This window comes from Aliagarivorans marinus DSM 23064 (genome assembly GCF_000429485.1).
GTDB classification, from domain to species: domain Bacteria; phylum Pseudomonadota; class Gammaproteobacteria; order Enterobacterales; family Celerinatantimonadaceae; genus Aliagarivorans; species Aliagarivorans marinus.
This window is the reverse complement of record NZ_AUBY01000016.1, coordinates 40,666-60,143: the sequence shown is the minus strand read 5'-3', so window position 1 is coordinate 60,143 and position 19,478 is coordinate 40,666. Positions and strand designations below refer to the sequence as shown.

The window sequence follows — 19,478 nt, the reverse complement described above, 5'->3', positions numbered from 1 at the left end:
ACGTTACGCGACGTTATTTGCTCGGCTGACAGGCGACTCTTTTTGCATGGGGTCTTGATACTCTAACGGTACCACCAGCATAAACCGGGCGCCTTTCTGGTAGCTTTTATCCAGCCGAATGGTCCCACCTAAACACTGGGCAACCCACTGATGAACCAAGTGCAAACCGAGGCCAGTGTGCTTTTGTGCCCGCTTACTGGTAATAAACGGCTGAAAGATAGTGTCTTGCATAAACTCCGGCACGCCCGCGCCGTTATCAGCGACACTGATCACTAGCTCCTCGGCGCCGATACCAACAGCAGATACGGTCACCCGGCCCTCTTTCACCGCCTCCTTGAAGCCATGAGACAAGGCGTTCAAGATAAGATTTTCCAACACCTGTGAAAGGATGCCCGGATGCGTGGTGATCATCTGCGCCGGCTCAACCTCTATCTCTAACTCTACGCCTTTCTTTTTAAACTCTGGGACCAACGCCCTCCCCAAGTCCTCAATAAACTCGCGCAGGTTGAACTGAATGATGTCGTCGTGGGTTCGCTCCAAGGTCAACCGCTTAAAGCTCTTCACAATTTGGGTGGCCCGGCTCAAGTTCGAGCGCGCTAACTCCAGGCTCGAATCCGACTGCGAGATATATTGCTCGAACGCACTTTTGGTCAACCCCTGGGTCACTGCCTGTTTCAGGCTTTGCAGTCTGGCGAACGCATCCGATACCGACAAGGCAGCCCCACCAATGGGGGTATTTAGCTCATGGGCGACCCCTGCCACCATCACGCCGAGGGACGACAAGCGCTTGGTCTCAGCAAGATCCTCAGTGAGCTGTTGCTGTTGCCGTAAGGTGTTATCAAGCAGTCCATTTACCCGGTTTAGCTCCTGCATGTCAGCACGCATCTGCCCGGCCATAGACAGCACCGCCAAGCGTGATTTGTGGTCACGGAGAATGAAGATCGCGCCAAGCAGCATCACGATAATGCCGACACTCACCGCATTAAACACAAAGCGCTGCATTTTGCCTTGCACCACGTGAGCCGGAGTCATACTCACGAGCAGCAGCTCACGCTTGGGATACACATTGGCAAAGCCATAGATGGGTATGCGCTCATAACTTACAACACCGCCAGAGTAGAACTCGGTATCTATCGCCTCTTGGGAAGAGAGCATGCTCCACAGCGCGGGGTCTTTAGCGGCGATATTGTTTTGCAGCTGCCCCAGCTCATCGCCCCAGGTCATCGTCGTATCTGGATGCACCAACCAGTAACCTTGTTGGTCACTGAGCTGAAGCTGCAGGCTGTCAGAAGAGATGGCAGCAACGCTGGCTAGTAACTCACTCAGGTCGTAGTTGATGATAAACAAGCCTGATTTTAATCGGTCACGCACGCCAGTGACCTTGGAAAGGCGCATTGCAGGTTGAAACGGCTCGATGATTTGACCATTCTCTACATTCAGGTCGATGGGCGACAAATACATACGCGGCGGAGCAACGCGCATCCCGTCTTGGAAGTAGTAGCGGTCGGCTTTTGACTGCAAGTCCCATTGGGGAACCACGGTGATCGCGGTGTCGCTGACATCCACTCGAACCTGTTCCATGCCGCTATCATCAATCCAGCGGATGCTGTTAATGCCTTTGATGACTCGGGCATAGCGTTTAAGCACCGTTGATACCGAGGAGCGGTCAATAAAGTAATCACGATGCAGTCCCGATATCAGCAACTCATCGCTCAGCACCAAATTCAGTATATCTTCGAGCACCACCAACTCGTGATAGAAGGTATCCATCGCATGACGCAGCACTTCCGAGTGTTGGGCACTCAACTCGCTCTGGTAATGATCACGTTCGGTCTTGAACAGTAGGTAACCACTCAAAGCTGCAAGCACGCCCAAAATACCGGCGAAAATGGCAGTTTTGACATTCAACCAACGTAGTTCACTCTTGGAAACAGGCATAAAGGCTCCCTGCCGTTAACCGGTTTAATTACGATCTGATAACCAGGTGAATAGATCAGAAAGTGGCATGGGCTTGGCGAACAGATAGCCCTGGCCGATTGCACAGCCTTTAACCTGCAGCTGATTACACTGCTCGACGGTTTCGATCCCTTCCGCCACCACTTTGAAGTTAAAGCGCTCACCCAGTTTGAGCACCATGTCCACCACATGCTCACCGGAGCTATCCTCACTCATGGCGTCCACAAAGGCGCGATCAATCTTAAGGTGAGTCGCAGCCAGGTTGGTCACATGCTGCAGCGATGAGTAGCCGGTGCCAAAGTCATCGATGTTCACGCCAACCCCCAGCTCAATCAGTTTCTGCAACTCGCTATTTACCAGCTTGTAGTCTTCCATGGCTTGCGACTCTGTAAGCTCAACTTCCAGCATCGCTGCAGGCACCTCTTGGTTATCCAGAGCCTCTAGCAAACGGGTCATAAAGCGGCTATCCAGCAGGTCGGCGCAAGTAACGTTGAACGACACCGGTAGGTAAACGTCATTGGCGCGCATCACCTTAATCGCTTCAAGGGTCATCTTCAGCACTTCATAGTCCAGCTGATTGATCAAGCCGTAGGACTCTGCCACCGGCACGAACTCACCGGGAGAGACAAAACTGCCATCGGGTAAGTGCCAACGTAGCAGCGCTTCAAAGCCCACAACAGAGTCGTCTTCCAAGCTGAGCTTGGGCTGGAACACCAAAAACAGCTGATCCGTCCCGAGCGCACCATTGAGTTTTTGCAGCAAACGGTGTCGATGTGAGATCTCTTCTCTAAACTGAGGCTTGTACTCAACATATTGCTGCTGCTCCTTGTCAGAGAAGATCAGTGCCGACTCGAGCATGCGGATAAGCTCACGCCCCTCAGTTTCCTCGACCTTGCTGAGCTGCAGCAAGGCCACCTGAGTTTCTACATGTAGTTGAATATCCTCGGTCATCACCCGGAAGGTATTGATATTGCGCTGCAGCTCAGGGCGAGGCATGTCTTCGCGATTAAGCACAATGGCAAAGCAATCATCGCTGATGCGGGCAATGACTTTGTACAGTGCAAAGCGAACCCGAAGCTTGAGAAAGAACTGCTTTAAAAATTCATCGATAAAGTCGCTATCGGCGCTCAGTTGCAGTTCAGTAAAGTTCTTTAAGCGAACCGCGTAAATTACCGCCGCCTGCTGGTCGCGCTGATGGAGGTTGTCGAGGAAGCGCGTTAGCCAGGCGCGATTGGGGATCTTTAAGTCAGCATCGTAGTAGGCCAACTCAGTCAAACGATCACACAACAGGATGTTGTTGAAGCCGTTATTAATATTCTCGCTAAAGGCCTGCAACAAGTTGATGTGGTAATCAGTCAGGTTTTCGTTGGACTCAACGATGACGACAAAGCTCGATAGCTCAGCAATATCCGCATCGAAGTACAACACGGTCAGATTATCCTCAAACTGATGAGTCTGCAGCTCGATGGCGCGCTGCATAGACGGCCAAATCCGCTCACTAACCGCCTCAGGAAGCTGTTTGATTTGCTTAATACCTCTGGCTGGCTGCAACTCACTGAAGCTGCCAGAGCAGGCTATCAGGTGGTAATCCATGCCGTCTGCACCACTGGTGTTACGGGCACAGATAATGCCGCCCTTGCTCACCCCAATCAGCGCGGCGATCTCTTCAAGCAGTTGCTTGGAAAACTCCTTGAGCTCAGATAAGCGGGAAAGATGTCTTGAGGCATCAACCAACAGGTTAAGGCCGTGGCGAGCCCGCTCAAGCTCATGATAGGCATGCCAGGTGCGAATATGGCTGGCCACCGTGGTGCGCAACTTATCGACTTCGAGATCGGCCTTGTTCCAATACTCATCGATATCGTAGCGCTGCATAACATCCACTAACGGCGCCATGCCGGGCTGTCCGGTAAGCAAGATGATCCTAACCTCGTTATTACCCATCACATCGCGGATAGTATCTACTAGCCTGAGGCCAGCATCATCTTGCTCCATCACCACATCGAGTAAAATAACCGAGATATCATGCTCTTCGGTTAGGATCTCAATGGCTGATTTGGAGCTGTTTGCACGGAGAAACTGAATAGGAAGGTCGGAAACCGATAAGTCACTTAGGCTATGAACCAGGGTGTCCTGATAGGAAATGTTGTCTTCAATGCTGAGCACTTTCCAAGCGCGGCTCGCTTGGAAGCTTTCTTCAAGCGCCGCCTCTGGCGCAAAGTTGAACAGACTCTCTTGCATGCCGTCTACCATCCATGACATCTGACAATAATGTCACTAGTATAGCAAGCTGAGCATTTTCACTAGCCAAAGTTGTTACATTTCATTGACAATTTTATTTGCAGTGGAGAATAGTCTCGAAGCTAGTCACTACTCCACCGCCCTAACACTGATAGCTTGGCCCCGGCATTAAGCACCATGATGTGCTGAGGACCAAACTGACCGCCATGATAAAGCTGTTCAGTATCTACAAAGCCCACTTTCTTATAGCAGTGATAAGCCGCTGGATTTTTGCAGTTAACCGTCAGGTATAACGACGTGTGCTGCGGGTACTCATGAAATACCCACTCGCTCAACTGGGTCAGCGTTAAGCTGGCCAAGCCTTGGCCCTGATAGCGTTGATCGATAAAGAAAGCGCGCAGGCCTAGCCCCCCCTTACGAGCAAACTCATAGTTCTCGCTGTATGTGGTATCGATTAGGAAAAAGCCCACCGCGGTAGTATCTTGCCCATTCCCCCGCGCAGTCACCTGTTCAATCACCTGTTCAATCACCTGTTCTATCACCCATGGCTGCACCGTATCGCTAGCCAGCGTTAAGATATCTTTGATCACCCCAACAAACTTCTGCTGCTGCGGCGCAACAGCGAGAGCCAGCACAGCCTTGTGTTCGATGGATGAGTACCGTTTAAACTGCAGCGCCAAAGGCTTCTCCTTATTTGCTTCGTTCTGCACACTTTTCGTGCCCCTTGTTGGCTCGCGAGTGCACCAGCTTATAGCGCAACTGGAACAAGAACAATCGCATCACCGCTAGCCCGATTTTCACATTTCGATCTTAATCCCTTATTTTTCATATAGATAACTATATTTTATACCACCAAAGTAATAGTGGTTCATTTGTTGCAAACAACCCTCTCGCCGACTCACACGTTTCATCCACAAGGACGACACACTATGAAATTTCTGCGCAAGTTAGTACAAACAGTGACTCTATCTGTAGCCATGCTGCTAAGCCTTGGTGCACAGGCAGATCTATTGGAAGATATCCAACAACGCGGCACCTTGAAAGTCGCGGTCCCTCAAGACTTTCCCCCATTTGGCTCCGTTGGTCCAGACATGCAACTGCTCGGTTACGACGTCGATATGGCGAAATATCTGGCCGAGTCGATGGGCGTAAAACTAGAGCTAGTCCCAGTGACCAGCGCCAACCGTATCCCTTATCTGCAAACCCGCAAGGTCGACTTGGTGATCTCTAGCATGGGCAAAAACCCAGAGCGTGAAAAAGCCATCGACTTCACCGACGCCTATGCGCCGTTCTTCTTAGGTGTATTTGGTTCCGCCGACGAGCAGGTGAGCAACGCGCCTGAGCTGAGCGGTAAAACCGTTGGCGTGACCCGAGGTGCGGTGGAAGATATCGAGCTGAGCAAGATTGTTCCGGCAGACGCCACCCTCAAGCGTTACGAAGATAACAACGCAACCCTCTCCGCCTACCTATCGGGTCAAGTAAGCCTGATCGCCACTGGTAACCTGGTGGTTGCCGAGATCGCCGACCGCTACCCTGACCGTGCTCCCGGCGCCAAGTTTATGCTGAAAAACTCGCCTTGCTATGTTGGCCTGATGAAAGGCGAACAAGCCCTGATGGACGAGGTAAACCGTCTAATCGCCAAAGCAAAGGCCGATGGCACCCTCAACCAGCTGTCAGAAACTTGGTTTAACGCGCCGCTGCCTGATCTTGACGCTTAATCGCCGGAGTCGGTCATGAGCTATCAACTAAACTTCTCTGGCCTACTCCCCTACCTGCCGCAGTTTGCGGCAGGGATATGGGCCACTATCGAACTCACCCTCATCAGTACCTTTCTCGGTTTGCTACTTGGCACCATTGGCGCCGCAGGTAGAAACTCTCGCTACCGAGTTGCCCGCACGCTGTGGGGCTGCTACGTCGAGATTATCCGCAACACCCCGTTTATCGTGCAGCTGTTCTTTATCTTCTTTGGACTACCGGCGCTGGGTCTAAAGCTCTCTGCGTGGCAAGCAGGCATGATCGCCATGGTGGTGAACTTAGGTGCCTATAGCACCGAGATCATCCGCGCGGGTATCGACGCCACGCCTAAGGGGCAATGGGAAGCGGGTAAAACCCTTGGGCTAAGCCGCCGTCAGATCTTTATCCGCATCGTATTGCCGCCCGCATTCCAGCGGGTTTATCCAGCGCTGGTCAGCCAGTGCATTATCGTGATGCTCGGCTCCGCCGTGGTCTCGCAGATCTCCTTGGAAGAGCTCACCTTCGCTGCCAACTTTGCTCAGTCCCGCACCTTCTTAAGCTTTGAGTCCTATCTACTCACTGCGGTGCTTTATCTGGTTTTGGCCTTGTTGATGCGCCAGAGCTTCGCGTTTGCCGCTAAGCGGCTGTTTAAAAACCCCTCGCTTTAGGAGAAACCGCCATGATGCAGTTTTCCGATTGGGATATTCTTCGCAACTTATTGCTGGCCGCACGCTGGACCTTGTTGCTCTCGCTGATAGCCTTCACAGGCGGCGGCTTGGTCGGGCTATGCCTCACCTTGGCCCGCAGCCTGCGTAATCCGCTGATTAGCGGCTTTATCAAGGCCTATGTGGAATTGTTCCAAGGCACACCGCTGCTGATGCAGTTGTTTCTTGCCTTCTTTGGCCTGTCGCTGATCGGCATTGATGTCGACCCATGGACCGCCGCCGGATTGTCCCTCACCCTATTTAGCAGCGCCTTTTTGCATGAGATCTGGCGTGGCTGTATCGATGCCCTTCCCAAAGGACAATGGGAAGCCTGCCGCACCTTGGGGCTGAGCTATCTGCAAACCATGCGCTACGTCATCTTGCCGCAAGCGCTGCGCATCGCCATCGCCCCCACCGTGGGCTTCTCGGTGCAGATTGTGAAGGGTACCGCGCTTGCCTCGATTATCGGCTTTGTCGAGCTGACCAAGGCAGGCACCATGCTCAACAACGCAACCTTCCAACCGTTTAAGGTGTTTGCCATGGTGGCCGCCCTCTACTTCATCATTTGCTACCCCTTGTCGCTTTTCGCCAAACATCTGGAGAACAAAACCCATGTCACTCGTTAGCATTGATCAAATCCACAAATACTACGGCGAAAACCACGTACTCAAAGGCGTCGACCTAAAAGTCGCACCGGGAGAAGTGGTCTCGATCATCGGGCGCAGCGGCTCAGGGAAAAGCACCCTACTGCGCTGTATTAACGGCCTCGAAGCCTACCAACAAGGCGCCATCGTGGTAGACAGCCAAGCGGTTGAAGACGACGAATACAAGCTACGCCTACTTAGCCGTAGCGTGGGTATGGTGTTTCAAAACTTCAACCTGTTCCCGCACATGACCGCCGGTGAGAACGTTATGCTGGCGCCTAAACTGGTGCTGGGGCAAGACAGCAAAACCTCCCGCGCCCACGCCCAAGAACTGCTGGAAAAAGTCGGCCTTGGCGACAAGTTCGATGCCTACCCCAACAACCTCAGTGGCGGGCAGCAGCAACGCGTCGCGATTGCCCGATCCTTGGCCATGTCGCCCAAAGTCTTGCTGTGCGATGAGATAACCTCGGCCCTGGACCCTGAGTTGGTGGGAGAAGTACTAAAGGTGCTTGAGCAGCTTAAAGCGGAAGGCATGACCCTGATTTTAGTGACCCACGAGATGAACTTTGCCCGTGATGTGGGCGACACCGTGGTGTTTATGCACCAAGGCAAGGTGTGGGAAACCGGCCCCAGTGACGAGGTATTTGCCAGCCCACAGACCAGCGAGTTGCAGAGCTTTATTTCTGCGGTTCTTTAACCTAGCATAATGAAACAGAATTTAGAGTGATGAAACGAATGTTTCACAACACAAGGACCAGCATATTGATGAATCCAGCCAGCTGCCCACTGAACCAACGGATCACCGAGCGCTACCCAGAGCTCACTGGCAAGGCACGCCAGCTCGCCGACTATCTGCAGCTTAACTCCGACAAGATGCTGATCTTGTCGACCGCAGAGATCGCCGAGGCCTGCAAGGTATCCAAAACCAGTGTCAGCCGCTTTATTCGTCAACTGGGTTATCAAGATCACCAGCAGCTACGTCAAGAGCTGCGGGCCAGCCGCGAACGCGGCGAACCGGTGGCCGCCGAGCCCTCACAGGGCGATCATCTGCAGCAGGAGATCAGTAACCTTCAGCAGTTGTGGCAACACATCGACCAAGCCCAGCTAGAGCAAGTGGTCGAGCGCTTGGCCAGTGCCAAACGGGTTAAGATCATCGGTTATCGCAACAGCTACCCACTGGCACTGCATCTGCGCCAGCAGCTCAGCCAATGCCGTCAAGATGTTGAGCTCCTGCCGCTACCGGGTCAAACCCTCGGTGAAGAGCTGGCCAACCTCAACCAAGACGATCTGGTGTTTCTGATTGGCATCCGCCGCCGTACCCATGGCTTTGCCGATCTGGTGGAGCACTTACAAGGCCAAGCCTGCGTACTACTCACCGACCAATCAGGTCAGAAGTACGCCAAGCAGGTGAGTCATTTGCTGGTCTGCCCCATGGGCAACCATGGCGCGTTAGACAGCTATGCTGCCCCCATGAGCCTGCTGGCCAATATTGCCAATCAGGTATATGGCTGGCTGGGCAACCTGTCTAAGCAACAAAGCGGACAGATCAGCCGCCACTACCAACAGCTACAAGAACTCGAACAGTAGTCGCCACGCAGCCACTACTGTTTCTTTGCGCGTATCGATGGTTCAATTGTTTCTCATGCTAATTTAAGGAAACATACGAAACCAGCGATACCAAGGATGAATTAAGGACCTATAAGATGGATATCTACACCGAAGCCACTAGCGAGCTCACCGAGCAAACCCGCAACCTCGGCGTAAACCTGGCCGATGAACGCATCGGCGCCAAGGCGCTTAGCTGCTCAGACGACTTCTTCGCTTCTGCTCAACGCATGCTTAACCACCTCCCTGCCCGCTTCTACCCAGAGCGCTACGATGATAACGGTAAGTGGATGGATGGCTGGGAGAGCCGCCGCCGCCGCGATAACGGCCACGACTGGTGTATCGTCGAGCTGGGCGTTGCGGGCATTATCAACGCTATTCAGGTGGATACCCACTTTTTTACCGGTAACTTCGCCCCGGCGGTCAAGGTACAAGGGGCCAATGGCGATCAGCCTCCCGCAGCAGACAGCGACCAGTGGCAACCAGTGCTTGCCACCCACAGCCTTAGCGGCAACAGCGAGCAGCTGTTTGAGGTGAGTAGCGAGCAACAGTTCCGCTTCCTTAAGGTCAGCATCTTCCCCGACGGCGGCATCTCTCGCTTAAAGGTATTCGGCAAGCCTTGCGTATCGCACACCCCGGGTCAGCAAATCGACTTGATTGCCCTGCAAAACGGCGGGCAAGGCCTGGCCTATAACGACTCCCACTACGGACACCCAAACAACCTGCTAAGCCCCGGCGATGCCGCCAACATGGGCGATGGCTGGGAGACCCGCCGCCGCCGCGAACCGGGCAACGACTGGTGCATTATCGCGTTGGGCCAAAAAGGCATCGCCGAGGCTATCGAGGTCTACACCACTCACTTCAAGGGCAACTTCCCACCCGAGGTGTCAATCCAAGCAGCGTGTTTAGAGCACAGCGATATCGACCTGGTGCCACAAAGCTTGTATTGGCAGGAGCTACTGCCCAAGCAAGCCCTCGCCGCCGACGGCCAGTTCCGCTTTGAAGAACTTGCATCGCTGGGCCCAATCACCCATTTGAAGATCAATATCTATCCTGATGGCGGGCTGGCACGGGTGCGTCTGTGGGGTCAACCAGAGGCCTAATGCGATGAGTTCAGCCACTTCCCAAGGCGCACGCCGTCTTAAGGTTCGCCCCCTGACCCAGCAAGCCTTCGCGCCCTTTGGTCAGGTGATTGAAGCGCGCCCCGGCGAGAGCTTTGAGATAAATCAGGGCAGCACCGAGCGCTATCACGATTTGGTAGAGGTTGAGTTTAGCGGTAGCGCAGCCCGCCCTATCGTCAATATCTTCCGCGGCCAAGCCTATCAAGACGCACTACTAGCGCTGATGGAGTATCACCCCTACGGCAGCCAACTGTTTATGCCACTCAATCAGCGCCCCTACCTGGTGGTGGTGGCGCCCAAAGGCGAGCTGATTGAGGATGAGATCTGCGCGTTCTTGGCACAAGGCCACCAAGGTGTGAACTATGCGGCAGGCGTATGGCACCACCCGCTGCTAGCGCTAGAGCAGACCAGTGACTTCTTAGTGGTTGACCGAGCGGGCGATGAAGCAAACTGTGTGGAGCAAAGCCTTAGCCAGTTTGTTCAGCTGGACTATTAATACCAATCCAGATTGGTATTAACCTTGCGCAGGATAACGAATAAGGCCCGCTACAATGCGGGCCTTATTATTTGCGAACCTATTCCCAATCATTGATGGAAAAGGCCGTTAGCAGCGCGTTGATACGCTGTTGGATCGCGGCGATTAACCCCTGCTGCAGGGCGCGGCTGAGTAGCTCCGCATCGCGCCGCTGAGCCTTAATCAGATAGGTATTGAGATACAAGATATCCAGCATACCCAGCTCTTCCACCCACTGTGGGTCAGATTGCTCCAGCTCGGCTGCATACGGCCAGCTCTCCCAATCAAAGCCGGGCGCCATATGTCGCCGCTCAACCAGATAGCTGTAGTCGCGCAGCTGCGCCTCTTCATCTTGCTGTTGGGGGTTCTCAAGTAGCTCCGCCAGCTCACCATTGAAGCTCTCGAGCTGATGCATACCAGGCAGCAGTACCAACTGCGCCGCACGATGAGCAATCGACTCATCCCATGCCAGCGTCTCCAGCCAGTGTGTGGGTAAGCCCTCCCGGCAATAATAGGCACCGGCGAGTTGGCCATACACCGCTGCAACCGTGTCGGCATCATCACCTAAGTTAGCCGCCAGCAGTGCTCCTTCTTCAAAGGTTGAGGTGTTGATAAAGCACCATAATGCGGCTTCCAGTGTGTCCACCACAAAGCCGGTGCTGGCGATATCTTCACGCTGCTTGTTGCGATAACAGCCGTGGATCAGCTCCTGCACATCTAGGTGAAACTTGTCACTGATACGACGCCACTGCGGGTCGCGGTTGGCAAACAGTGAAGACTTATGTACGTGGCCATCGGAGTTGAGGATGCGGTGCAGCAGATAGACCAAGTACTGACAGCACTGCACGCTGCGGATCTCGCCATGGGTGGTACGGCTGACCTCTGCGGCCGCCTCCACCGCTTGCTCAGCGCTGGAGCTGGCATAACGCAGCGCCACCGGTGCAATACGCATCAAGCTGCCATTGCCTGCGGTATGGCGTTTGTCGCTGCCAGCTAGCGGGTTGCCATTGGCACGATAGCGCTCCATCGCGCTGCGTGCGGTGTAGCCAATATCGCTACATTCGCCGGTGCAGGAGTTTTCACCTTGCTTATACCAGCGCCAGTAGCGCTCCATTTGATCGCTAAGATGGTTGATGCCACAGGCCAGATAGCTGTCGCTTAAACACAGCGACATAGCAGTATCGTCGGTCCATTCGCCGGCCTTCAGCTTATGCGGGCCTCCACCCACAATATCGGTCACCGGCGCTTTGCTGTCGCGGGCGCAAAACTCCAAACTGGTGCCCAAGGCGTCGCCTAAGGCTAGCCCTAGCATTGCTCCCTGCGCGCTCTCTTTGAGATAAGCCTCACTCATAAAGCGGCTTTCCTTTTTTTAGATCGTTATTAACCATAAGATTATCTGGGCATTGTACCTATCTAGCGCTAATACCCAAGCCAGGACGCTCATGCTTTAAGCTATCGAGCTGAAATCTCTGGAGATCTGCGAATGTCCTCGCAAATCTCTATACAATCAGTAACAACTACGCCAACCTCGCCTGACAGAACGTTCACATCTTGAATAGCTTTTGCTTAGGTTCTCAACCCTTGCCTTATTTACAATTGGCGATTAAAGTAGCGCCCGCCGAAATCGGCACACCCTACGCAGACCCGACATGCAATCCTGCCTCAACCCCATGGTCTGTGATATTGGTGTACACGCCTCCATGTTAAAACACACTCATTCTCTGTCTGGTTTTTTCAACGAATCAGCGGCTTTGCTGCGCCTGTCACTCCCGATTATCGTGACCCAACTTGCCACTCAAGGTATGAACTTTGTCGATACCAGTATGGCGGGACAAGTTAGCGCCACCGACTTAGCCGCCATCGCCGTGGGCGCGAGCCTGTGGTACCCCATCAGCCTGCTGCTGCGTGGGGTCTTAATGGCGCTTACGCCACTCACCGCTCATCACCGCGGCAGCGGCCAACAGCAACAGATCAACCACGAGCTCGGTCAAGGCCTGTGGCTGGCAATGGCAGGCTCACTGCTGGCGATCCTGTTCCTGCAGCAAAGTGAAGGGATCATGGCCTATATGCAGGTCGCGCCCGAGGTTGCCCCCATCGCCACCCAATACCTGCAAGCACTGGCCTTCGGCGTACCCGGCATAGCGCTGTTTTACAGTCTTAATAGTTTCTGCGAAGGCATGGGCAATACCCGCGCGCCAATGCTGTTCTCTTTGTTGGGATTAGCGGTCAACATCCCAGCGAACTACCTGCTGATTAACGGCAAGTTCGGCCTGCCCGCACTTGGCGCTGTCGGTTGTGGCTGGGCGACCAGCATTGTTTACTGGCTGATGTCACTAATGATGGGGCTGTACATTGCACGTCACCACGAGTATCGCCAGTTCCTCAGCCGCAGCGTGTTGCAGTTCAAAGCCAGCCAAGCTTGGGCGCAGTTCAAACTGGGCCTGCCGATTGGTATGAATATCTTCATTTGCGGTAGCATCTTCGCCATTATCGCGCTGCTGATTGGCAAACTGGGCGCCAATAACATCGCCTCGCACCAGATTGCGTTGAACTTCTCCGGCTTGATGTACATGGTACCGCTGAGCCTGTCGTTTGGTATTACCATTCGCGTTGGCCATGCATTGGGCCAAGGTAATGCTGCGCTGGCCAAGCTGCGCAGCTACAGCGGCATCGCGCTCACCCTGGCGTTCTCGTGCATCTCCTCTGCCAGCATCGTGCTGTTTCGCGAGCAGATTGCCCGCATCTATACTCAAGACCCATTAGTTGCCGCCGGTGCAGCCAGCCTGATTATCTTCGCTGCCTGTTATCAGCTAAGTGACGCCATCCAAACCGCCACTAATGGGGTGTTGCGCGGCTATAAAGATACCAAGCTGCCGATGTTTATCTCCGGTATGGCTTACTGGGGCTTGGCGCTACCAGTGGGCTACACCCTTGGCCTGACCGATAAGGTGGTGGACGCGATGGGCGCTGCTGGCTTTTGGGTTGGCATTATTGTCGGACTTACCGCCGCAGCGATCATGATGAGCCTGCGTCTTAGAGCAATGCTGAGTAAGCAGCAGGCACAACCGCTGCAAGCAGAACTGGGCTTCGCCTAAACGCGCATCTTGAGTTTGCTCGGGTATAAAAGACATCCAGAAAAAAGCCCCCTTGGCAAAGGGGGCTAAACACAGGGTAAAACAAGTGTTGACGAGCAACACCCAGATGACCCGGATACCCGAACCACCTGTTTTGCCAGCGAAAGCAAGAATCACTGGCAAATTCTTTAGTAAGCTAAAACGCTCACCGTCAATAGTGACAGTTGTAACACCGAACGCCCCATCAATATTGAGCAAGCTCAAAGCAGCGTGCTGTTAGCTCCTCGCTATTTTCCGATTCTCTGAGCGATCTCCCACTATCACTTTAGATATACAAAACAGCTTAAGCTGAACCACCTTAGTGATTACATTTCGCCAACTGTCCAAATTAATTGCCACCTATCACTCATACCTACCGTTTATCGCAAGCCTGGGTTTGTCGCGCGGCGAAGCGCTGTAATAGCCCTAACAACGAGGTGAGTGATGAAAACCCAACAATATCCGGCGCTAATATATCTGACATTGTTTACAGCCCCATTACTGTGTCATGCGAGTTATGAACAACCGCTTTTTGATCAACAGTACTTTGAACAGCAGTGGCACTGGCAAACCGAAGCTGGCTATCGCGCCGCTTCATCCAGCGATATGTTTGAGCAGCAAGATGCCGTCGTCGCACAGGGCGCATTGTGGTGGAACCCCAGCTATCGTGGCTGGGTTGGTCAGCTAAGTGCCCTTGGCTATGTCGACCATCGTGGCGAACAGGAACTCGACCTTAGCGTGAACGAGCTGTTTTGGATGGGCCAATGGGGCGAGCTGGACTGGCTGGTCGGCAAACACCGCAGCGATTATGGGGTGAGCTATGCCCATCGACCGCTAGATATCTTCCTGCTCTTTAGGCAAAACCCGGTGGGTATTCAGATAGAGGAAGGGGTTGGCATTGTCGCAGGTAGTTACTTCACATCACAAGGCGAGCTTACTGTGCTGTACAGCGACTCCCATTTTCTCGACATTGAGGACAGGCTCAAGCAACGTGGTATCGGACTGCGTTATTATCAGCTTGATTTTACAAGCGAATGGCAAGGTATTCTGTACTGGGATGACCGCCGTAAACTCAACGCTGGCGGCTCTTGGGTGAGCACCTTTGGCGATAGTTGGGAGCTGCATTTGGAAGGTCGCTATCAACAACGTTATCAGCAGCCCGCCCTCAATAGTCGCGTCGGTGATGCCCAATGGCAGCAACCGCTAAGTTGGCACGAGCAAGACCACGGCTGGCAGATGTTAGTGGGCGGCTCCTATAGCAGCCACCTGATCGGCACGGTGATTATGGAGTACTGGAACGATGGACGCGCACTTAGCGACCAACAATGGCAGTCGGCGATAGCCACCACCGCATGGCTTCGCGCCCAGCAGCACTATGGTAATCTGTGGCAAGCGGGCGGAGCGCTGTTTAGTATGGAAAACCTGCAGCAACATAACCTGATGTTGCACTGGCAAAAGCAACGACAACCCTGGACCAATCGGATAGATCTGATGTTTTCACCCCAAGACCAAGGACTGATCGCCACGGCAAGTAGCGAATACGAACTCAGCCAACGCTGGCTAGTACGCGCCAGCCTGCGCTATTTTGGTGGCGCATCGGATTCGCTGTATCAGCAGCTGCCCGAGAGCAGCATTGCCCTACTCAGCCTGGAGGGTCGATTTTGAGAAGCCCAGAGTGTTTTAACGACTATTTCCGCAGCCTTGCAATGACCTTTACTTTCTCGATAGGGATCGCCTTTGTCACCCAAGCCATCTGGGAAGGCCCCTATTGGATGCACTATATGATTGCGCTGGGTTATAGCTTCCTCGGCTCCACCACCGGGGTAGCCATGGCGCTAATATTGCCCAAGCTCCCTCACTTAATGCAGCAATTTGTTTCGGTGATCATCACCGGCGTGTTGGGGACCTGGCACGCCAGTTACTGGGTTGGCCGAATGGGTGGGCCAACTGATTTTGACTTCATGCTCAAGGTCTTAGGCGTCGCCATCCTGTTTGGCTTGGTGTTCTACGCCTACTTCCACCAGCGGGTGCAGCGCCTCCATACCGAGAACACCATCAAGCAGCTTGAGTTGGAAAAGCTCAAGACCGAGCAGGCGCTTACCCTGTCCCAGCTTAAGAACCTGCAAAGCCAGATTGAGCCACATTTTCTATTTAACACCCTGGCCAACCTCAAGGCGCTGATTGCCATCGACCCCAAGCAAGCCGAGGTGCTACTGGAGCGCTTTACCGATCTTATCCGCCTCACTCTAAAGCTCTCGCGCCAAGAGCAGGTAAGCTGGAAGGACGAGATAGCCTGCCTTGATGCCTATCTGGATATTCAGCAGATCCGCTTAGGTGGGCGACTGCGCTACAGCATCCAAGTCGACCCTGAGTTAGATGTGCACAGCCAACTACCGCCAATGCTACTGCAGCCCTTGGTGGAGAATGCCGTCTGCCATGGGATTGAACCCAAGCCCGAAGGTGGCGAGGTAACAATCAACATTAGCCAACAGCCAGATAGCTGGAAGGTAGAAATCAGCGACAGCGGTGTAGGCCTTAACCATAGTCAACAGCAAGGCAATGGCCTGGCGATTGGCAATATCAAGCAGCGTCTGCACAGCCTGTTTGGCGCTCACGCTCAACTCACCTTGTCACCCCGTGAACCCGGCACCCAAGCCACTCTGGAGCTACCATGCAAGCCATAATCGTCGACGACGAGCCGCTACTCCGCTTCCATTTAGACAAGATGCTCGGCGAGTGTTGGCCAGAGCTTGAGGTGGTCGATAAGGCTGGCGACGGCGACAGCGCGCTCAATAGCATTAGCCAGCTTAAGCCCGATGTAGTGTTTTTAGATATCCGCATGCCGGGCCTGAACGGCATAGAGCTGGCGGAGAAACTCAACCAGCTAGACACCCCACCCGCGATTGTCTTCACCACCGCCTTTGATGAGTACGCGATTCAAGCCTTTGAGCAGCAGGCCATCGACTACTTGCTTAAGCCCATCGAAGAGCAGCGCCTGTTGGGTTGCTGCCAACGGGTAAAACAGCGGCTACAGCACACCGACGCGCCGGTCGATATCGACTATCAGGCCCTATCGCAAGCGCTTAACCCACAAACCAGCAGCCTACGCTGGATTAAGGCAGGCAAAGGTGAAGACGTGGAGCTGGTTGCCACCTCAGAGGTGCTGGCCTTTGTTGCCGAAGACAAGTACACAACTGTGCATACCCAAAGCGCCGACTACGTTATCCGCACGCCCCTCAAAGAGTTAGTGAAACAGCTCGACCCGGACCAGTTTTGGCAGATCCATCGCGCCACCCTCGTTCAGGTTGCCAAGATCCAGCGGGTAAAACGCAGCATGCTGGGCAAGCTGAGCGTCGAGCTCATCGATGGCAAAGAATTTGCGGTTAGTCGCAGCGCCAATCACTTATTTAAGGCTATGTAGTGTTAGGCCGCTTTATTCAGTGAACATTAAAGTTTTGTAAGCTAGGGTAAAGGCGCTTGCCGGGTTAAACACCCGGCTGCTATGCTTCACTCACTGTTATCAATCCTGTCAAAATCGCTTTTGACAGAGTTATTCTCTAGTTTATTGAACTAACTCAGGAGTTCACCATGAAAGCACCCATCGCCCTTTGCTTAAGTCTTGTTGTAGGAAGTGCCATGGCCAGTGAAAAAGCCGCCGATCATATGTTCCCTGAAACCCTTGACGAAAACTTGGTTAAACACAGCATCGAACTGCCGGTTCGTGATAACGAACAAGAGTTGTTGGTTGAATTGATCGCCAGCACCCAAGCCGAAGTAGACTGCAATCGCGCCAGCCTAGGCGGTCAGTTTGAGCAGCAAAACCTGCAAGGTTGGGGCTACAGCTACTACGTGTTTAACGGTAACGGCGCAGTTGCCACCACCCTGATGGCCTGTCCCGACGACAGCCGCCGCGTAGAGACCGTACGCAGCGCCCGTGGCGAGCTACGCCGCTACAACAGCAAGCTGCCATTGGTGGTCTACTTGCCGGAGAACATCGACTTTGATTATCGCGTGTGGGCGCCAGAATAGGTCACCCCATCCTGCAGAAGCCGGCCTCGCGCCGGCTTTTGTTTTTCTGCTTGCCTTTCTACGATACAACGAACTTGGCTTCACATTTAAGAACCTCTAAGCTGGCAACTTCTCTCACCACAAGGATCTGTGATGCAATGCACCCTGGTCGATGTCTTTGCCAATAAAGCTCTGACTGGCAACGGCCTAACCATCTTCTCCGATTGCGAGTCACTAAGCAGCCAACGGATGCTGGCGCTGACTCGCGAGATGCGCCAATACGAATCTATCTTCCTGTTTGAATCGGCTCAGGGCCTCTCTGCGCGGATCTTCACCATGGATGAAGAGCTCGATTTTGCTGGCCATCCGCTGCTGGGCCTGGCGCACTTTCTTGGCGAGCGCTCTGGTGTGAGCGGCGAGCACTCTAGTGTAAGCAGCGAGCAGCACTGGCAGGTAGCACTCAATACCCGCAAGGTAGAACTGCGAAGCTGGACACAGCAAGAAGGCAGCTTTGCCGCCATGGACCAAGGCAAGCCCAGCTTTGGCCACATCCTCGATAGCGCCCTAGCGCAATGGGCCTGCGAAGCAATTGGCTTAAGCCGCGAAGACCTCGCCCACGCCCCCGCTCAAATCGTCTCAACCGGCCTGCCCTATCTGATTCTGCCGCTGCGAACAGGTTTGGAAAAAGTCAGCTACCGAGAAGATATCTCCTACTGGCTGAGTGAAATTGGCGCCAAGTTTCTCTATGCCTTGGATGTCGAGCGTCTGGAAGGCCGCAGCTTTGATAACGCCGGTAAGAGTGAGGATATCGCCACCGGCAGCGCTGCAGGCCCAGCCGCTGCTTACCTGTGGCAGCACCAGTTAGTAGCGCGACCGCAACTTAGCATCCAGCAAGGACGCTTTGTCCACCGCCCCAGTGAGATCAAAGTCAGCCTTGATTGCGAGGGCCGAGATATCAACAACGTGGCGATCAGCGGCCAAGTGATCACCACCGCCAACATCAGCTTCGTCTAAGCGGATAACTGCCCCGCCCCTCTAGTGCTGTGCTGAATGCGGGGGGCTTCGCGCCTCGCGCTCATGGCCCCGCGTGTCGCAGCTAACGATCCTTTTATCCTGTTCGATAACAGTTTGTCTGCCCAAACAACCAATCGTCGCATCCTCAAGCCAAGCCCTCTCTCCCTTTTTAGGATTACAGCATCAACAACAGGGAGGACACACCATGAAAACCTTACAACTTGCCGGACTGTCACTTTTGATGAGTTTTGCCGTGAGCGCCGAGGTGAGCGACGAGCTACTCGGCCGTTACTACACCGCCGCCCAAGGCGACTACAGCGAACTGGATGCGGTTTACAAGGAACTAAAACAAGCGCAAGAGCAAGACCCTAGTGATGCCTGGACGCTATTTCACTATGGCGCCGTCGAAGCACTGAAAGGCGATGATGCCTTTCTGCCTTGGAGCAAGATGCGCTTTACCGAGAACGGCTTAGCGCGCATGGATAAGGCGCTCAACATGCTCGATCAGCAAAACTGGGACCAACACTTCCGCGGTCTACCGCAGGCCCTGTACATGCAAGCCAGCGCAGCTGCCACTTTTACCTCGGTACCGGATTTTTTCAATGTTAGCGAGCAAGGCTTGGTGCTGTTTAGCAATGTCATTGACCACGCCGAGTTTAACGCAGCCCCCGCACAAGCCACCTCATGGGTGTACTGGCGAGCAATCAAGGCAGCGAAACAGCATAACCGCGACGCCCAAGCAGAAGACTGGTACCAGAAGCTACAACAAAGTGGCGTCAACGATCAGTACAGCGCCAAAGCCGAAACCCTGATGCAGCAAGGCTAGG

18 protein-coding genes are annotated in these 19,478 nt (G+C 53.9%); 14 read left to right on the top strand and 4 right to left on the bottom strand.

Annotated elements, in window-relative coordinates; all coding sequences use genetic code 11:
- Positions 1-3: 3 nt before the first annotated feature.
- The 3 genes from G461_RS0107120 to G461_RS23585 all read right to left on the bottom strand — a co-directional run bounded on the left by G461_RS0107120 (position 4) and on the right by G461_RS23585 (position 4,874).
- Positions 4-1,938 (bottom strand): sensor histidine kinase, encoded by a 1,935-nt coding sequence (locus G461_RS0107120; protein WP_026971318.1) that lies wholly within the window; start codon positions 1,936-1,938, stop codon positions 4-6.
- A gap of 24 nt (positions 1,939-1,962) precedes the next feature.
- A complete protein-coding gene (locus G461_RS0107115; protein WP_084429078.1) occupies positions 1,963-4,215 on the bottom strand; it encodes an EAL domain-containing protein in 2,253 nt (750 codons plus the stop codon).
- A 101-nt stretch (positions 4,216-4,316) separates the two neighbouring features.
- The gene (locus tag G461_RS23585; RefSeq protein WP_051333422.1) at positions 4,317-4,874 is read right to left on the bottom strand and encodes a GNAT family N-acetyltransferase; all 558 of its coding nucleotides are present in this window, start codon (positions 4,872-4,874) and stop codon (positions 4,317-4,319) included.
- 249 nt (positions 4,875-5,123) lie between these two features.
- Between G461_RS23585 and G461_RS0107105 the strand changes: the two genes are divergently transcribed.
- From G461_RS0107105 to G461_RS0107075, 7 genes are all read left to right on the top strand, one after another.
- The gene (locus G461_RS0107105; RefSeq protein WP_026959383.1) at positions 5,124-5,912 is read left to right on the top strand and encodes a transporter substrate-binding domain-containing protein; all 789 of its coding nucleotides are present in this window, start codon (positions 5,124-5,126) and stop codon (positions 5,910-5,912) included.
- Between the two features lie 15 nt (positions 5,913-5,927).
- Positions 5,928-6,596, top strand: a complete 669-nt coding sequence (locus tag G461_RS0107100; protein WP_026971316.1) for an amino acid ABC transporter permease — start codon at positions 5,928-5,930, stop codon at positions 6,594-6,596.
- Positions 6,597-6,607: 11 nt separating this feature from the next.
- Positions 6,608-7,258, top strand: coding sequence for an amino acid ABC transporter permease (locus G461_RS0107095; protein WP_026971315.1), 651 nt, complete (start codon positions 6,608-6,610; stop codon positions 7,256-7,258).
- On the top strand, positions 7,245-7,973 hold the full coding sequence (locus G461_RS0107090; protein ID WP_026959386.1) for an amino acid ABC transporter ATP-binding protein: 729 nt from the start codon (positions 7,245-7,247) through the stop codon (positions 7,971-7,973). The genes G461_RS0107095 and G461_RS0107090 overlap by 14 nt, the downstream gene beginning before the upstream one ends.
- 68 nt (positions 7,974-8,041) lie before the next feature.
- Entirely contained in the window at positions 8,042-8,863 is an 822-nt protein-coding gene (locus tag G461_RS0107085; protein ID WP_026971314.1) for a MurR/RpiR family transcriptional regulator, read from the top strand.
- A gap of 116 nt (positions 8,864-8,979) precedes the next feature.
- On the top strand, positions 8,980-9,984 hold the full coding sequence (gene alc / locus G461_RS0107080; RefSeq protein WP_051333421.1) for an allantoicase: 1,005 nt from the start codon (positions 8,980-8,982) through the stop codon (positions 9,982-9,984).
- 4 nt (positions 9,985-9,988) lie between these two features.
- A complete protein-coding gene (locus G461_RS0107075; protein WP_026971312.1) occupies positions 9,989-10,498 on the top strand; it encodes an ureidoglycolate lyase in 510 nt (169 codons plus the stop codon).
- 79 nt (positions 10,499-10,577) lie between these two features.
- Here the strand turns inward: G461_RS0107075 and G461_RS23580 are convergent, their stop codons facing one another.
- A complete protein-coding gene (locus tag G461_RS23580; RefSeq protein ID WP_084429076.1) occupies positions 10,578-11,867 on the bottom strand; it encodes an ADP-ribosylglycohydrolase family protein in 1,290 nt (429 codons plus the stop codon).
- Between the two features lie 298 nt (positions 11,868-12,165).
- On the opposite strand from G461_RS23580, the gene G461_RS0107065 reads away from it, so the two are divergent.
- The 7 genes from G461_RS0107065 (at position 12,166) to G461_RS23575 (ending at position 19,477) form a co-directional block, all read left to right on the top strand.
- Positions 12,166-13,611, top strand: coding sequence for an MATE family efflux transporter (locus G461_RS0107065; protein WP_211236258.1), 1,446 nt, complete (start codon positions 12,166-12,168; stop codon positions 13,609-13,611).
- A 462-nt stretch (positions 13,612-14,073) separates the two neighbouring features.
- Entirely contained in the window at positions 14,074-15,294 is a 1,221-nt protein-coding gene (locus G461_RS0107060) for a hypothetical protein (RefSeq protein ID WP_026971310.1), read from the top strand.
- Between the two features lie 41 nt (positions 15,295-15,335).
- A complete protein-coding gene (locus tag G461_RS0107055) occupies positions 15,336-16,313 on the top strand; it encodes a sensor histidine kinase (RefSeq protein ID WP_051333420.1) in 978 nt (325 codons plus the stop codon).
- Positions 16,301-17,050 carry a LytR/AlgR family response regulator transcription factor gene (locus tag G461_RS0107050; RefSeq protein ID WP_026971308.1) on the top strand — a complete coding sequence of 250 codons (750 nt, stop codon included), beginning with the start codon at positions 16,301-16,303 and terminating at the stop codon, positions 17,048-17,050. The genes G461_RS0107055 and G461_RS0107050 overlap by 13 nt, the downstream gene beginning before the upstream one ends.
- A 167-nt stretch (positions 17,051-17,217) precedes the next feature.
- A complete protein-coding gene (locus G461_RS0107045) occupies positions 17,218-17,658 on the top strand; it encodes an ecotin family protein (protein WP_026959394.1) in 441 nt (146 codons plus the stop codon).
- A gap of 132 nt (positions 17,659-17,790) precedes the next feature.
- Positions 17,791-18,651: a PhzF family phenazine biosynthesis protein gene (locus tag G461_RS0107040; protein WP_026971307.1), complete on the top strand. Its 861-nt coding sequence runs from the start codon at positions 17,791-17,793 to the stop codon at positions 18,649-18,651.
- A 205-nt stretch (positions 18,652-18,856) separates the two neighbouring features.
- A complete protein-coding gene (locus G461_RS23575) occupies positions 18,857-19,477 on the top strand; it encodes a hypothetical protein (RefSeq protein ID WP_051333419.1) in 621 nt (206 codons plus the stop codon).
- Position 19,478: the final 1 nt, after the last annotated feature.

Coding starts and splice junctions, on each gene's coding strand:
- G461_RS23580 (WP_084429076.1), bottom strand. CDS start 11,867: ATGAGTGAGGCTTATCTCAAAGAGAGCGCGCAGGGAGCAATGCTAGGG.
- G461_RS0107095 (WP_026971315.1), top strand. CDS start 6,608: ATGATGCAGTTTTCCGATTGGGATATTCTTCGCAACTTATTGCTGGCC.
- G461_RS0107085 (WP_026971314.1), top strand. CDS start 8,042: ATGAATCCAGCCAGCTGCCCACTGAACCAACGGATCACCGAGCGCTAC.
- alc (WP_051333421.1), top strand. CDS start 8,980: ATGGATATCTACACCGAAGCCACTAGCGAGCTCACCGAGCAAACCCGC.
- G461_RS0107090 (WP_026959386.1), top strand. CDS start 7,245: ATGTCACTCGTTAGCATTGATCAAATCCACAAATACTACGGCGAAAAC.
- G461_RS23575 (WP_051333419.1), top strand. CDS start 18,857: ATGAAAACCTTACAACTTGCCGGACTGTCACTTTTGATGAGTTTTGCC.
- G461_RS0107045 (WP_026959394.1), top strand. CDS start 17,218: ATGAAAGCACCCATCGCCCTTTGCTTAAGTCTTGTTGTAGGAAGTGCC.
- G461_RS0107050 (WP_026971308.1), top strand. CDS start 16,301: ATGCAAGCCATAATCGTCGACGACGAGCCGCTACTCCGCTTCCATTTA.
- G461_RS0107075 (WP_026971312.1), top strand. CDS start 9,989: ATGAGTTCAGCCACTTCCCAAGGCGCACGCCGTCTTAAGGTTCGCCCC.
- G461_RS0107060 (WP_026971310.1), top strand. CDS start 14,074: ATGAAAACCCAACAATATCCGGCGCTAATATATCTGACATTGTTTACA.
- G461_RS0107055 (WP_051333420.1), top strand. CDS start 15,336: ATGACCTTTACTTTCTCGATAGGGATCGCCTTTGTCACCCAAGCCATC.
- G461_RS0107120 (WP_026971318.1), bottom strand. CDS start 1,938: ATGCCTGTTTCCAAGAGTGAACTACGTTGGTTGAATGTCAAAACTGCC.
- G461_RS0107115 (WP_084429078.1), bottom strand. CDS start 4,215: ATGTCATGGATGGTAGACGGCATGCAAGAGAGTCTGTTCAACTTTGCG.
- G461_RS0107065 (WP_211236258.1), top strand. CDS start 12,166: ATGCAATCCTGCCTCAACCCCATGGTCTGTGATATTGGTGTACACGCC.
- G461_RS0107040 (WP_026971307.1), top strand. CDS start 17,791: ATGCAATGCACCCTGGTCGATGTCTTTGCCAATAAAGCTCTGACTGGC.
- G461_RS0107100 (WP_026971316.1), top strand. CDS start 5,928: ATGAGCTATCAACTAAACTTCTCTGGCCTACTCCCCTACCTGCCGCAG.
- G461_RS0107105 (WP_026959383.1), top strand. CDS start 5,124: ATGAAATTTCTGCGCAAGTTAGTACAAACAGTGACTCTATCTGTAGCC.